This window comes from Knoellia terrae (assembly GCF_048606435.1).
In the GTDB taxonomy this organism is placed as follows: Bacteria; Actinomycetota; Actinomycetes; order Actinomycetales; family Dermatophilaceae; genus Knoellia; species Knoellia terrae.
In genome coordinates, this window is record NZ_JBMBWH010000001.1 from 665401 (window position 1) to 679280 (window position 13880).

General features: G+C 71.8%; 17 protein-coding genes. 16 read left to right on the forward strand and 1 reads right to left on the reverse strand.

Translation table 11 applies throughout. From position 1 onward, the window contains the following. The first annotated feature begins 36 nt into the window (after positions 1 to 36). The 12 genes from ACOJV9_RS03275 (at position 37) to ACOJV9_RS03330 (ending at position 9061) form a co-directional block, all read left to right on the forward strand. A complete protein-coding gene (locus ACOJV9_RS03275) occupies positions 37 to 1500 on the forward strand; it encodes an NAD-dependent succinate-semialdehyde dehydrogenase (RefSeq protein ID WP_420183731.1) in 1464 nt (487 codons plus the stop codon). Between the two features lie 35 nt (positions 1501 to 1535). After that, positions 1536 to 2033, forward strand: coding sequence for a guanyl-specific ribonuclease (locus tag ACOJV9_RS03280; protein WP_420183732.1), 498 nt, complete (start codon positions 1536 to 1538; stop codon positions 2031 to 2033). After that, positions 2033 to 2386: a barstar family protein gene (locus tag ACOJV9_RS03285; protein ID WP_420183733.1), complete on the forward strand. Its 354-nt coding sequence runs from the start codon at positions 2033 to 2035 to the stop codon at positions 2384 to 2386. The genes ACOJV9_RS03280 and ACOJV9_RS03285 overlap by 1 nt, the downstream gene beginning before the upstream one ends. Before the next feature lie 48 nt (positions 2387 to 2434). Further along, positions 2435 to 2941, forward strand: a complete 507-nt coding sequence (locus ACOJV9_RS03290) for an acyl-CoA thioesterase (protein WP_420183734.1) — start codon at positions 2435 to 2437, stop codon at positions 2939 to 2941. Further along, a complete protein-coding gene (dxr, locus tag ACOJV9_RS03295; protein WP_420183735.1) occupies positions 2938 to 4137 on the forward strand; it encodes a 1-deoxy-D-xylulose-5-phosphate reductoisomerase in 1200 nt (399 codons plus the stop codon). The genes ACOJV9_RS03290 and dxr overlap by 4 nt, the downstream gene beginning before the upstream one ends. 40 nt (positions 4138 to 4177) lie before the next feature. Continuing rightward, a complete protein-coding gene (locus ACOJV9_RS03300) occupies positions 4178 to 5542 on the forward strand; it encodes a M50 family metallopeptidase (protein WP_420183736.1) in 1365 nt (454 codons plus the stop codon). A gap of 57 nt (positions 5543 to 5599) precedes the next feature. Then, positions 5600 to 6760 carry a flavodoxin-dependent (E)-4-hydroxy-3-methylbut-2-enyl-diphosphate synthase gene (gene ispG, locus ACOJV9_RS03305; RefSeq protein ID WP_420183737.1) on the forward strand — a complete coding sequence of 387 codons (1161 nt, stop codon included), beginning with the start codon at positions 5600 to 5602 and terminating at the stop codon, positions 6758 to 6760. A 40-nt stretch (positions 6761 to 6800) separates the two neighbouring features. Next, entirely contained in the window at positions 6801 to 7646 is an 846-nt protein-coding gene (locus ACOJV9_RS03310; protein WP_420183738.1) for a GNAT family N-acetyltransferase, read from the forward strand. A gap of 121 nt (positions 7647 to 7767) precedes the next feature. After that, entirely contained in the window at positions 7768 to 8064 is a 297-nt protein-coding gene (locus ACOJV9_RS03315) for an antitoxin (protein WP_420183739.1), read from the forward strand. A gap of 88 nt (positions 8065 to 8152) precedes the next feature. Further along, positions 8153 to 8554, forward strand: coding sequence for a DoxX family protein (locus tag ACOJV9_RS03320; RefSeq protein ID WP_420183740.1), 402 nt, complete (start codon positions 8153 to 8155; stop codon positions 8552 to 8554). Between the two features lie 40 nt (positions 8555 to 8594). Next, entirely contained in the window at positions 8595 to 8753 is a 159-nt protein-coding gene (locus ACOJV9_RS03325) for an SRPBCC family protein (protein WP_420183741.1), read from the forward strand. Continuing rightward, a complete protein-coding gene (locus ACOJV9_RS03330) occupies positions 8726 to 9061 on the forward strand; it encodes an SRPBCC family protein (RefSeq protein ID WP_420183742.1) in 336 nt (111 codons plus the stop codon). The genes ACOJV9_RS03325 and ACOJV9_RS03330 overlap by 28 nt, the downstream gene beginning before the upstream one ends. A 9-nt stretch (positions 9062 to 9070) precedes the next feature. On the opposite strand, the gene ACOJV9_RS03335 is transcribed toward ACOJV9_RS03330, so the two are convergent. Beyond that, a complete protein-coding gene (locus ACOJV9_RS03335; RefSeq protein ID WP_420183743.1) occupies positions 9071 to 9601 on the reverse strand; it encodes an MGMT family protein in 531 nt (176 codons plus the stop codon). 139 nt (positions 9602 to 9740) lie between these two features. On the opposite strand from ACOJV9_RS03335, the gene ACOJV9_RS03340 reads away from it, so the two are divergent. From ACOJV9_RS03340 to ACOJV9_RS03355, 4 genes are read left to right on the forward strand one after another with little or no spacing between them, the layout of a single operon-like run. Continuing rightward, the gene (locus ACOJV9_RS03340) at positions 9741 to 11540 is read left to right on the forward strand and encodes a proline--tRNA ligase (protein WP_420183744.1); all 1800 of its coding nucleotides are present in this window, start codon (positions 9741 to 9743) and stop codon (positions 11538 to 11540) included. Continuing rightward, entirely contained in the window at positions 11537 to 12298 is a 762-nt protein-coding gene (locus ACOJV9_RS03345) for an HAD family hydrolase (protein ID WP_420183745.1), read from the forward strand. Before ACOJV9_RS03340 ends, ACOJV9_RS03345 begins: the two co-directional genes overlap by 4 nt. A 15-nt stretch (positions 12299 to 12313) precedes the next feature. Continuing rightward, positions 12314 to 13093: a TSUP family transporter gene (locus ACOJV9_RS03350; RefSeq protein WP_420183746.1), complete on the forward strand. Its 780-nt coding sequence runs from the start codon at positions 12314 to 12316 to the stop codon at positions 13091 to 13093. Further along, the gene (locus tag ACOJV9_RS03355) at positions 13083 to 13757 is read left to right on the forward strand and encodes a nucleoside/nucleotide kinase family protein (RefSeq protein WP_420183747.1); all 675 of its coding nucleotides are present in this window, start codon (positions 13083 to 13085) and stop codon (positions 13755 to 13757) included. The genes ACOJV9_RS03350 and ACOJV9_RS03355 overlap by 11 nt, the downstream gene beginning before the upstream one ends. Positions 13758 to 13880 lie beyond the last annotated feature (123 nt).

Consider the following 13880-nt stretch of genomic DNA (forward strand, 5'->3'; position numbering starts at 1 on the left):
GCGGTCCGGTGCCCCCACTGTGGCTAGGGTCGGTCCATGGCTGCCGTGACCCAGAAGTCCGTCCTCGCGTCCGTCCCGACCCAGCTGCTCATCGGCGGGACGTGGCGCGACGCGTCCACCGCGGCAACGTTCCCCGTGCACGACCCGGCCACCGGCTCGGTGCTCGTCGAGGTGGCCGACGGCACCGTGGCCGACGGCACGGCGGCCCTGGACGCCGCCGTCGCGGCTCAGGGCGAGTGGGCCGCCACGCCGCCGCGGGAGCGAGGCGAGATCCTGCGGCGGGCCTTCGAGCTGGTGACCGCGCGCACCGAGGAGCTCGCGCTGCTCATGACCCTCGAGATGGGCAAGCCGCTCGCCGAGTCGCGCGGCGAGGTCACCTACGGCGCGGAGTTCCTCCGGTGGTTCAGTGAGGAGGCGGTGCGCATCCACGGCCGGTATGCCGTGAACCCGGCGGGCGGGTCGCGCCTGCTCACGCTCCAGAAGCCCGTCGGACCGACGTTCATGGTCACGCCGTGGAACTTCCCGCTCGCCATGGGCACGCGCAAGATCGGCCCGGCGGTCGCGGCGGGCTGCACCATGGTGATGAAGCCCGCTGGTGAGACGCCGCTGTCGATGCTCGCGCTCGCCGCGGTGCTCGAGGAGGCCGGGCTGCCCCCGGGTGTCCTCAACGTCATCACCACCTCGTCGACGGCCGAGGTGTCCGAACCGATCATCCGCGACCCGCGGCTGCGCAAGCTCACCTTCACCGGCTCGACCGCGGTGGGGAAGCGGCTCGTCGAGCAGTCGGCGGAGCAGCTCCTGCGGGTGTCGATGGAGCTCGGTGGCAACGCCCCGTTCCTCGTCTTCGACGACGCCGACCTCGACGCAGCCGTCGACGGGGCGATGCTCGCCAAGATGCGCAACATCGGCGAGGCCTGCACGTCCGCCAACCGCTTCCTCGTCCACGATTCCGTCGCCGACGACTTCTCGGCCCGCCTCGCCACGCGGATGGGCGCGCTGACGGTCGGCAAGGGCACGAGGGCCGGCGTCCAGGTCGGCCCGCTCATCACCGACGAGGCACGTGAGGGCGTCGACGAGCTGGTCCGCGACGCGGTCGACCGGGGGGCTCGGGTGCTCACCGGTGGCGAGAAGGTCGCCGGTCGCGGGCACTTCTACGCCCCGACGGTCCTCGCCGACGTGCCGGCCGGTGCGCGGGTGCTGTCCGAGGAGATCTTCGGCCCGGTCGCGCCGGTCACGACGTTCGCGGACGAAGCCGACGCCGTGCGGCAGGCCAACGCGACCGAGTACGGCCTCGTCGCCTACGCCTACACCCGCGACCACGCGCGGGTGCTGCGCCTCAGCGAGTCCCTCGAGTTCGGCATGGTGGGCATCAACACCGGCATCGTCTCCAACGCCGCGGCGCCGTTCGGTGGGGTCAAGCACTCGGGCTTCGGTCGCGAGGGAGGCTTCGAGGGCATCTCCGAGTACCTCGAGACCACCTACGTCTCCCTCAACCCCTGACGGACGCCGGCTGACCGTCGTCTCCACCGGGCATGATGGCGCGCGTGACCACACCCGTGACCGGACGCCGCCCGGCGCTCACCTGGCTGGCGCCGCTGCTCGTCCTGGCGCTGGTGGCAGGGCTGTGGTGGGTCGCGACCCGGGAGGACACGACCGACGCCGACACCCCCACCGCCCGTGCGAGCGCCACGGCGCCGCCGACACCGGGAGCCACGGCGTCGCCCTCCGCGACCACGACCCCCGACTCGGGGCTGGACACCATCGCCGAGTCCAGGCTCCCCGGGGAGGCCCGCGCCACACTGGCACTCATCCGAGCGGGTGGGCCCTACCCGTACGACCAGGACGACCGGACCTTCCAGAACCGGGAGCGGATACTGCCGCAGCGCCAGCGTGGGTACTACCGCGAGTACACCGTCGAGACCCCCGGCTCCGACGACCGCGGTGCCCGTCGCATCGTGACCGGCCGGGACGGCGACACGTTCTGGACCGACGACCACTACGACAGCTTCCGGCAGATCCAGGAGGGCCAGTGATGATGAGGCACCTCGGCGCCCGCGTCGACCTCGACGGGCTCGTCGCCGACGCGCGTGAGGAGGGCCGCGAGGTCCAGGTCATCCCGGCGCGGTCCACCAAGGCGGAGGCCCTCGAGGCCTTCTCGGCGACCCTCAACTTCCCCGAGTGGTTCGGGATGAACCTCGACGCCCTGGCCGACTGCCTCGACACCTTCGCGCGCGAGAGCGCGGGCCAGGGGGAGTGGGAGCTCGTCTGGGACGGTGTGGCGGGGCTGCGGCAGGACGACCCGCGCGCTCTCGCCGGCATCGAGGGGATCCTCGACGAGCTGCAGCAGGACCACCCCCACGTGCACGTCACCGTCATCGACCGCTGAGCCAGCGCTGCACCCGGCCGCCCGACGGCGGGCTGACCCGCTGGCAGGATGGCGGGCGTGACGACGCCCAGTGACACCCGAGTGACCCTGTCCGAGATCATGCGCGGGACCGAGGCCAACCTGCTCGGCACCGTCCATGGCGGCCACCTCATGAAGGCCGTCGACAGCATCGCCGGGGTGGTCGCCAACCGCTATGCCGGCGGCCCCGCCGTCACCGCCGCCATGGACGAGATGACCTTCGTGACCCCGGTCCGAGTCGGCGACATCCTGCACTCGACCGCCCAGCTCAACTGGGCGGGCCGCTCCTCCATGGAGGTCGGGGTCCGCGTCGAGGTCGACCGGTGGGACTCGGTCACCGAGCGGGTGCACGTCGCCAGCGCCTACCTCGTCATGGTGGCGATCGACGCCGAGGGCCGGCCCGCCACCGTCCCGGCGCTCGAGCTCGTGACCCCGGAGGAGCGCCGCCGCTTCCGCGAGGCCGAGATCCGCCGCGAGCACCGGCTCGCCCGTCGCGCCGCCATCGAGGCCTCCCGCGAGAACGAGGCCCACGCGTGAGCCCCCGCAGCGTCGCCGTCCTCGGGTCGACCGGGTCCATCGGCACCCAGGCCCTCGACGTCATCGGCCGCAACCGCGACCGGTTCACCGTCGCCGCCCTCTCCGCCGGCAGCAACACGAGCCTGCTCGCCCGCCAGGCGGTCGACTTCGAGGTGCCGCTCGTCGCCCTGGCGACCGGCTCGGCTGACGACCTGCGCCGGGCGATCGGTGCGTATGCCGCGAGCCTGCGGCGCGGGTCCCACGCCCTGCGTGGGCCGGCATACGCGCCGGAGATCGTGGTCGGGAAGGAGGCCGCGGAGGCCGCCGCACGCGTGGGTGCCGACGTCGTCCTCAACGGTGTCACCGGGTCCATCGGGCTGCGTCCCACCCTCGCGGCGCTCGCGGCCGGGTCGGTCCTCGCCCTCGCCAACAAGGAGTCGCTCATCATCGGCGGCGACCTCGTCACCCGGGCGGCGAGGCCCGACCAGATCATCCCCGTCGACAGCGAGCACAGCGCCATCGCCCAGTCCCTGCGCGGCGGTCGCGCCGAAGAGGTCCGGCGGCTCGTCGTCACCGCGAGCGGAGGTCCGTTCCGGGGCCGCAGCAGGGCCGAGCTCGCCGACGTCACCCCCGAGCAGGCCCTGGCCCACCCGAACTTCTCCATGGGGCGCGTCATCACGACCAACTCGGCCACGCTCGTCAACAAGGGGCTGGAGGTCATCGAGGCGCACCTGCTCTTCGACATCCCCTTCGACCGGATCGACGTCGTCGTCCACCCGCAGCAGCAGATCCACTCGATGGTCGAGTTCCGCGACGGGTCGACGATCGCCCAGCTCGGTCCTCCCCGGATGCTCGTGCCCATCGCGCTGGGCCTCTCGTGGCCGGAGCGGCTCGACGACATCGACGTGCCGTGCGACTGGTCGATGGCGCAGTCGTGGGACTTCGCCCCGCTGGACGACGAGGCGTTCCCGGCGGTCCGGCTTGCCCGGCAGGTGGGGGAGGCCGGAGGCACGTTCCCGGCCGTCTACAACGCCGCCAACGAGGTCGCCGTCGACGCCTTCCACGAGGGGCGGATCGGCTTCGTCGACATCGTCGACGCCATCGCCCGGGTCGTGGACGCGCATACTGGGAGAGAATCCGACGCGTCGACCGTTGAGGGAGTGCTCGACGCCGACGCGTGGGCACGGGAGCAGGCAGCCGCCGAGCTCGGCCTCTGATCCCGGTCGCAGACCCGAACGACCTTGAGGTGTGGAGTTCATGACCGTTGTCGCGTACGTCGTGGGCGTCGTCGTCCTGGCCTTCGGCGTGGCCGCCTCGATCGCCCTGCACGAGGTGGGGCACTTGGTGCCGGCCAAGCGCTTCGGCGTCCGGGTCACCCAGTACATGGTCGGCTTCGGGCCGACGATCTGGTCACGCCGCCGCGGGGAGACCGAGTACGGCCTCAAGGCGATCCCGCTCGGTGGCTACATCCGGATGATCGGGATGTTCCCGCCTCGGGCCGGGGACGACCCCACCAAGATGCGGGTCTCCTCGACCGGGCGCTTCAGCCAGCTCGCCGACGAGGCCCGCAAGGCCTCGCTGGAGGAGATCCAGCCCGGCGACGACCGCCGCGTCTTCTGGAAGCTCCCGGTGCACCGCAAGGTCGTCATCATGCTGGGCGGCCCGGTCATGAACCTCCTCATCGCCGTCGTCCTGCTGACCATCCTCGTCACTGCCCACGGCATCCCCACCGCCCGCCCCGGTGCCGTCGTGGCCTCGGTCGCGGAGTGCGTCAAGACGGTGGAGGAGGCCACGAGCAACCCGAGCTGCGTGGGCGCCGCGGACACCCCGGCCAACGCCGCCGGCATCCGCCCCGGTGACGAGATCCGCTCGATCAACGGCGAACCGGTCACCGCGACCGCCGACGTCGGTCGGATGATCCGCCCGCGCGTGGGTCAGCCGACCGACATCGTCGTCGTGCGGGAGGGTGCCGAGGTCACGCTCACCGCCACCCCGATCCTCAACACGCTGCCGGCCTACGACGACGCGGGCCAGCCGATCCTCGACGCCGACGGCACCCAGCGGGTCGTCGAGACGGGCTACCTCGGCGTCTCCTCCGCACCGCCGTTCGACTACGAGCCGCAGCCCGTCACCGCGGTGCCCGACATCCTCGGGCAGGGCCTCGTGACGACGGCCGGCGCGATGGTCCGCATCCCGGAGCGGATGGTCGGCGTGTGGCAGGCGGCGTTCGCCGGCCAGGAGCGCGACATCGAGAGCCCGATGTCCGTCGTCGGCGTCGGCCGCGTCGCGGGTGACGTCTCCGCGGGCAGGCTCGACCGCATCGTGGGCGAGTCGTGGGGCGACAAGGCGTGGTTCCTCATCCAGCTCATCGCCTCGCTCAACCTCATGCTCTTCGTCTTCAACCTCATCCCGCTGCTGCCGCTGGACGGCGGGCACGTCGCCGGCGCGCTGTGGGAGGGCACCAAGAAGGGCTGGGCCCGGCTGCGCGGCAACCCGGATCCGGGTCCGGTCGACGTCGCCAAGGCCCTTCCGGTGGCGTATGCCGTGTCCCTGGGCCTGCTCGTCATGTCGGCGCTGCTCATCTACGCCGACATCGTCAACCCGGTCAACCTCGGCGGCTGAGGCTGCGGGAAGGGTGCGCGGACACGTGCGCAGCCGTCATACCGGATACTGGACGACATGACTGTTGGTCTCGGTATGCCGTCCCTGCCCCCGCCCGTCCTGGCTCCCCGTCGCAGGACGCGCAAGATCAAGGTCGGCAAGGTGGAGGTCGGCGGGGACGCCCCCATCTCGGTGCAGTCGATGACGACCACCCCGACCACCGACATCAACGCCACGCTCCAGCAGATCGCCGAGCTCACCGCGACCGGCTGCGACATCGTGCGCGTCGCGTGCCCGAGCCAGGACGACGCCGAGGCCCTGCCCGCGATCGCCCGCAAGTCGCAGATCCCGGTCATCGCCGACATCCACTTCCAGCCGAAGTACGTCTTCGCGGCGATCGACGCCGGCTGCGCCGCGGTCCGGGTCAACCCCGGCAACATCCGCAAGTTCGACGACCAGGTCAAGCAGATCGCCGCGGCCGCCAAGGACGCGGGGGTCTCCATCCGGATCGGCGTCAACGCCGGCTCGCTCGACCCCCGCCTGCTCCAGAAGCACGGCAAGGCGACGGCCGAGGCGCTCGTCGAGTCGGCGGTGTGGGAGGCCGGTCTCTTCGAGGAGCACGACTTCCACGACTTCAAGATCTCGGTGAAGCACAACGACCCCGTCGTCATGGTGCGCGCCTACGAGATGCTCTCCGAACGGGGCGACTGGCCGCTGCACCTCGGCGTCACCGAGGCCGGTCCGGCCTTCCAGGGCACGATCAAGTCGGCGACCGCCTTCGGGGCGCTGCTGTCCAAGGGCATCGGCGACACCATCCGCGTCTCGCTGTCAGCCCCTCCCGTCGAGGAGGTCAAGGTCGGCAACCAGATCCTGCAGTCGCTCAACCTCAAGCCGCGCAAGCTCGAGATCGTCTCGTGCCCGTCGTGCGGGCGCGCGCAGGTCGACGTCTACACCCTCGCCGAGCAGGTCACCGCCGGCCTCGAGGGCATGACCGTCCCGCTGCGTGTGGCCGTCATGGGCTGCGTCGTCAACGGCCCTGGCGAGGCGCGTGAGGCCGACCTCGGCGTCGCCTCCGGCAACGGGAAGGGGCAGATCTTCGTCAAGGGCGAGGTCATCAAGACCGTCCCCGAGGCGCTGATCGTCGAGACCCTCATCGAGGAGGCCATGCGCATCGCCGAGGAGATGGGTGAGCCGATGGACGAGGAGTCCGCCGGCGCTCCCAACGTGACGGTCGGCTGAACCCGCGCACCGGGGCCCGCTCTGCTCCTAGGCTGGGACCGTGCTGCGCACCCGTAACCCGGTGAGGTCCCTCACCCGAGCCGACGTCGACGACGCCCTCGAGCTCTGCTCGCGCAACCCGGCGGCTCACGTCTTCGTGGCCGCGCGCATCCTCGAGGGCATCCCGTCCGGGTCCTTCGACTCGGCCCTGTCCGTGCGCGAGGACGGCCGCCTCAGCTCGCTCTGCTGGGCGAGTGCCAACGTCGTGCCCGTCGAGTCCGACCCGGCGTCCCGGGCGGTCTACGCCGAACGGATGCGCCGCTGGCGTGGGCGGGTGGCCTCGCTGCTGGGTCCACGTGAGGAGGTTGTCGACCTCTGGGGGGCGCTGGAGCCGCACTGGGGCGCGCCCCGCGCCATCCGCTCGCACCAGCCGCTGCTCTCGACCTCCACGCCGCCGTCCGCGCTGGGGGTCCAGCTCGACCCGCGAGTGCGGCCGGCTCGCGCCGACGACGTGGACCTCGTCCTGCCGGCGGCGGTGCACATGTTCACGGCCGAGATCGGCTACCCGCCCTACACCGGGTCCGCGCGCGGCTACCGCGGCTCGCTGGCCTCGCTCATCGCGCGGGGGCACACCTATGTGGTCGTCGAGGACGGTGAGGTCGTCTTCAAGACCGACATCGGGTCCTTGGCGCTGGGGTGCGCCCAGCTCCAGGGGGTGTGGCTGGCGCCGCACCTGCGCGGACAGGGGCTGGCGGTGTCGATGCTCGCCTCGGTCATGGAGCAGGTGATGGCCGGACCGGCGCCGTTGCTCTCGCTCTACGTCAACGACTTCAACACCGCCGCGCTGGCGACCTACGACCGGCTCGGGTTCACGGCCGTGGGGGACTTCACCACCGTCCTCCTCTGACCTCGGGGATCTCGTGTGCCGCGCGGGGTTCCCGAGGACCGGGAGGCGGCGAGGGGGGAAGTCCGTGACAGTCTGGGTAGATCACCGGTGCAGTGCACCACCCCAACCCGAGGAGGACCCCATGGCACGTGGCGTCATCAAGCTCGCCGCCCTCGCCGGCCTCGCCAAGCAGGCCCGTGAGTACGCCCGCAAGAATCCCGACAGCGTCTCGTCGACCATCGGCAAGGTCGAGTCCGCCGTCGGCCGCAAGGTCGGCCCCAAGTACGCCGACAAGGTCGGCAAGGCCGGCAACGCCGCGCGCTCCGGCCTCGGCATCCGGCCGACCCCTCCGGCGACGACGCCGCCGACCTCCACGCCGGTCACCGGCACGGCCACCGACGGCACGGTCCCGCCGCCGTCCGTCCCGCCCACCGTCTGACACCACCCGACCGCGCCCCCGTTGCCCACGCAGCGGGGGCCCCCGTTGCCCACGCAGCGGGGGCGTCGGCGTCCCTAGGATGACGCGTATGCCGCAGACGACCCCGCCGCTCGACAAGGCCACGCTCGGTCTCGTGACCCTGTTCCTCACCTCGGGAGCCACCCACCTGCTCCGCCCGCAGGTCTTCGAGGGCATGGTGCCGCACGTGCTGCCCCGCCGGCGGGAGCTCGTCCACGTCAGCGGCGTCGCCGAGATCGTGTGCGCCCTCGGGCTGCTCCACCCGAGCACCCGCAAGGTCGCCGGGCTGGCCAGCGCAGCCCTCCTCGTCGCCGTCTTCCCCGCCAACGTCCAGATGAGCGCCTCGCACGCCAAGAGGGCCAGGCGTCGGCACGACACCGGGTCCAAGGCGTTCTTCGCCGGCACGCTGGCCCGGCTGCCGCTGCAGTGGCCGCTGATCCGCACGGCCCTGCGGGCCGCTGGTCGGATCTGACCCACTGGGCGGCTCGGCGGGGGAGTCCTACGCTGATTCCATGGCCGCCTTCGAGTTCAGCCGCAGCACCTCCATCTCCGCGCCGCCCACCGTGGTCCATGCGCTCATCAACGACTTCCACCGCTGGGAGGCCTGGTCGCCGTGGGAGGACGTCGACCAGGCCTGCGTCGGGTGTACTCCGGCTTCGACTCGGGGGTAGGTGCCCGCTACGAGTGGCAGGGCAACCGCAAGGCAGGCGCCGGCTCGATGGAGATCACCCGCTCCAGCGCCGAGCGGGTCGCCGTCGACCTGCACTTCACCAAGCCCTTCAGGGCCAACCACGAGATCGAGTTCGTGCTCACCCCCGCAGGTCACGGCACGTCGGTGGACTGGGTCATGCGGGGCAACAACACCGGCGTAGGGGCGCTCTTCGCCAAGGTCATGCCCACTGAGAAGCTGGTGGGCAAGGACTTCGACCGGGGACTGGCCAGGCTCAAGCGCGCCGCCGAGTCCGACGCGACCGGCTGACGCTGCGGTTCAGGCCCTCCAGTCGAGGCCGGCGTGACCCAGCGCGGTGTCGAGGAGCGCGAGCGCCTTGGGCCCCATGCCGTGCAGTGCGGCCACGTCGGCACGCCGCCACTCGCTGAGCTCCTCGAGCGTCGTCACGCCCGCCCTCTCCAACGTGTTCTGCGCCGGCCGGCTCGTCCGGGGAAGCGAGGTCCCCATGGAAGCCAGGGTGTCGGCGATGCGCTCACGGTAGGCCCGCTCCAAAACGACGAGGTCGGCCCGGTAGGCCTCCATCCGGCACCCCAGCCCGTTGGGCTTGCGCGCGATGCCCTCACGCTCCCAGTGCGGCCACGCCTGTGCGCGCAGCCCCTCGGCGACGTCGCCGGAGGCGTTCACCACCCGCCACCACGCCAGTCCCTCGCTGTGGTGCCGCAGGAAGGAGCCCACCTGCCTGGGTCCGACGCCGACGATGCGCCCGAGGTCGCCGTAGCTGACGACCCGGCCCTCGGGCACGAGCTCGACGAGGGTGAGCACCCGCTCGATCGTCAGCTCGCTCGCCATGGCGGCCAGCCTAGGTCGCGCCGGTGACCCGATCACCGGGGTGGCCGCACCGGGACGGCACCCGCAATGCGGGTGAACGGCATACGGGCACGTCGTTATCCTTGGGCAGTTCCCCCACCCTCACCGATGGAGACCCACTGTGGCCATGCGCATGTCGTCGCTGTTCCTGCGAACCCTGCGCGAGGACCCGGCCGACGCCGAGCTGCCCGGCCACAGGCTCCTCGTCCGCGCGGGCTACATCCGGCGTGCCGCGCCCGGCATCTACACGTGGCTGCCGCTCGGGCTCAAGGTGCTGCGCAAGGTCGAGGGGATCGTGCGCGAGGAGATGGACGCCATCGGCGCCCAGGAGCTGACCTTCCCGGCGCTGCTGCCGCGTGAGCCCTACGAGGCGACGAACCGGTGGACCGAGTACGGCGACAACATCTTCCGGCTGCAGGACCGCAAGGGCGTCGACTACCTGCTCGGGCCGACGCACGAGGAGATGTTCACCCTCGCCGTCAAGGACATGTTCAGCTCCTACAAGGACCTGCCGCTCAGCCTGTACCAGATCCAGAACAAGTACCGCGACGAGGCGCGTCCGCGTGCGGGGCTCCTGCGCGGGCGTGAGTTCGTCATGAAGGACTCCTACTCGTTCGACGTGAGCGACGAGGGGCTGCAGGCGTCGTACGACGCGCACCGTGCGGCCTACGTCCGGATCTTCGACCGGCTCGGGTTCGAGTACGTCATCGTCGCCGCGATGTCCGGTGCGATGGGCGGCTCGGCGAGCGAGGAGTTCCTCGCGGTGAGCCCGATCGGCGAGGACACGTTCGTCCGCAACGACGCCGGCACGTATGCCGCGAACGTCGAGGCGGTCGTCGTGCCCCTGGCCGCGCCCGTCGACGCCTCGGGCACGCCGGCCGCGCACGTCGAGGACACCCCCGACACCCCGACGATCGAGACGCTCGTGGCCTCGCTCAACGCGAACCACCCGCGCGAGGACGGCCGCGCCTGGACGGCTGCCGACACCCTGAAGAACGTCATCGTCGTGCTCGTCCACCCGGACGGCACGCGCGAGCCGCTCGCCATCGGCGTGCCCGGTGACCGCGAGGTCGACGCCAAGCGGCTCGAGGCGCAGGTCGGCCCGGCCGAGGTGGCGGCGTTCGAGGAGAAGGACTTCGCGGCGCACCCGGTGCTCGCGAAGGGCTACATCGGTCCGGGCGTGCTCGGCGAGGAGCGCCCGTCGGGCATCCGCTACCTGCTCGACCCGTCGGTCGCCGAGGGGTCCGCGTGGGTCACCGGCGCCGACGAGCACGGCAAGCACGTCCTCGACCTCGTCCACGGCCGTGACTTCACCGCCGACGGCACGATCCAGGCCGCCGAGGTGCGCGACGGCGACCCGAGCCCGGACGGGCAGGGCGTCCTGCACACCGCCCGCGGCATCGAGATGGGCCACATCTTCCAGCTCGGCCGCAAGTTCGCCGAGGCGCTCGACCTCAAGGTCCTGGACGAGAACGGCAAGCTCGTCACCGTGACGATGGGCTCCTACGGCATCGGCGTCTCGCGCGCCGTCGCCGCGATCGCCGAGGGCAACGTCGACGAGGCAGGTCTCTGCTGGCCGCGCAACGTCACCCCCGCCGACGTGCACGTCGTGGCGACGGGCAAGAACCGCGACCGCGACGGTGACGTCTTCGCCAAGGCCGACGAGCTCACCGCGGCCTTCGAGGGGCAGGGGCTCGAGGTCCTCTACGACGACCGCGAGAAGGTCAGCCCCGGCGTGAAGTTCAAGGACTCCGAGCTCCTCGGCATCCCGACGATCGTCGTCGTGGGCAAGTCGCTCGAGAACGGCGTCGTGGAGATCAAGGACCGCCGCACCGGCGAGCGCCGTGAGGTGGCCGTCGCGTCCGCCGTCGACGAGGTCCTGCGCGAGGTGCGCGAGCAGCAGCCCGGGACGGGCGCGTGAGCGGGCAGCGCACGCTCGAGGCGGTCATCTTCGACTGGGGCGGCACCCTCACGCCGTGGCACACGGTCGACCTGCCCGAGCAGTGGCGGGTCTATGCCCGAGAGGTCCACGGCGTGCCTGTCGAGGCCAGCGAGATGCCCGCCGAGGAGCTGGCCGAGGCCGACTCGCTCGCGATGCGCATCCACGAGGCCGAGGACCTGGCATGGAAGCGTGGCCGCACCGACCACACGAGCGCCAGTCTCGAGGCCATCCTCGAGGCGGCGGGCGTCGACCCGGCGCACGACCGGCACCACCTGGCCCTCGCGGCATACCGCGGGTTCTGGGAGCCGCACACCCACACCGACGAGCAGGTCCGCCCGCTCTGGGAAGGGCTGCGCGAGAGGGGGATCCGCGTCGGTGTCCTCTCCAACACGATCTGGTCGCGGGAGTACCACCGCGAGGTGTTCGAGCGCGACGGCGTGCTCGACCTGCTCGACGCCGACGTCTACTCCTCCGAGATCCACGTCGTGAAGCCCCACGCCGACGCGTTCCTCGCCGCCTGCGAGGCGCTCGGCGTGGAGCCGGAGTGCGCGGCCTACGTCGGCGACCGGCCGTTCGAGGACATCCACGGACCGCAGCAGGTGGGCATGCGGGCGATCTGGGTGCCGCACTCGGACATCCCGGTCGACCAGCAGGTCGACGTCGACGTCACCCCCGACGCGGTCGCGCACGAGCTGCTCGACATCCTCGACATCGTCGACGGCTGGACGCAGCCGTGACCCGCGCATGACCGCATGAACGACCCGGAGCTGATGAGCCTGGCGCTCATGGCGCTCGCGGGGTTCGTCGCCGGCTGGATCGACGCGGTCGTCGGCGGGGGAGGGCTCATCCAGATCCCTGCGCTGCTCCTCGGCTTCCCCGGGGCGACGCCCGCACAGGTCCTCGCGACGAACAAGATCGGCTCGATCGCCGGCACGGTGGCCAGCGCGACGACCTACTGGCGACGCGTCCGGCCGGACCTGCGCACCGCCCTGCCGATGGCAGCCGTCGCCTACGTCGGCGCCATCGGGGGTGCGCTCATCGGCCTGAACATCCCCAAGTCGGCGTTCAACCCGATCATCCTCGTCATGCTCGTCGCGGTCGGGGGCTACACCCTCGCCAAGCCCTCGCTCGGCACCGACACCGCGCTGCGCTGGGACGGGACGCGGCACACGGTGACGGCGATGCTCGTCGGTTTCGTCATCGGGATCTACGACGGGGCGCTCGGTCCGGGCACGGGGTCGTTCATGGTCTTCGCGCTCGTCGGGCTCATGGGCTACGCCTTCCTCGAGGCGAGCGCCAAGGCGAAGATCGCCAACTTCGCGACGAACCTCGGCGCCCTCACCGTCTTCGCACCCGGCGGTCACGTGATGTGGAAGGTTGGGGCCGTGATGGCCGCCGCGAACCTCCTCGGTGGCTACGTCGGTGCCCGTACGGCGGTGTCGCGGGGGAGCGGCTTCGTCCGCGTGGTCTTCGTCGTGGTCGTCGCGGCCTTCACCGTCCGTATCGGCGGGCAGGTGTTCGGTGTCTGGTGACGGGCTCCGGGTCGAGGACCTGGCCGACCGGGTGGCGGCCCTCGTCGCCGCGGTCGCCCCTCGTCGCGCGGTGCTCGGCATCGCCGGACCTCCGGGGGCCGGCAAGACCACGCTCGTGGCGCGGCTCCTCGCCGCCCTGGCCGACCACCCGGGCCTGACTGGTCGGGTCGCCCACGTCCCGATGGACGGCTACCACCTCACCGACCGCGAGCTCGACGAGCTCGGCAGGCGCGACCGCAAGGGAGCGCCCGACACCTTCGACACCGCGTCGTATGCCGGTGTGCTGGCTTCCGTGCGGACGGTGCCTCGCGTGCCCGTCGCCGCTCCCAGCTTCGACCACGTCGAGGGCGAGCCCGTGCCGGACTCGCTGGTCGTCCCGGTCGAGGCGGACCTCGTCGTCACCGAGGGCAACTACCTCCTGCTGGACGAGGACCCGTGGACGACGGTGCCGCCGCTGCTCGACGAGGTGTGGTGGTGCGGCCTCGACGCGGGCGCCCGCGTGGACCGGCTCGTCACCCGGCACGTGGGGACCGGCCGTGACGCGGACGACGCGACGAGCTGGGTGCTGCGCTCCGACGAGGCCAACGCCCGCCGGGTCGAGGGCGGGGACGAGCGCGCCGACGTCGTCCTCGTCGACGGGGTCGTGAGGCGGATGCGTCCCTGAGCTGGCAGATCGCTTGTGCGTCAAGGGCGTTCGCGGATGCCGAGGCGGTGCTCGAGGTGCACTGTCAGTGGTCGTCCGTAGTGTTGTGGCATGGAGGGGACGCCAACAGCAGGAGGGGCCGAG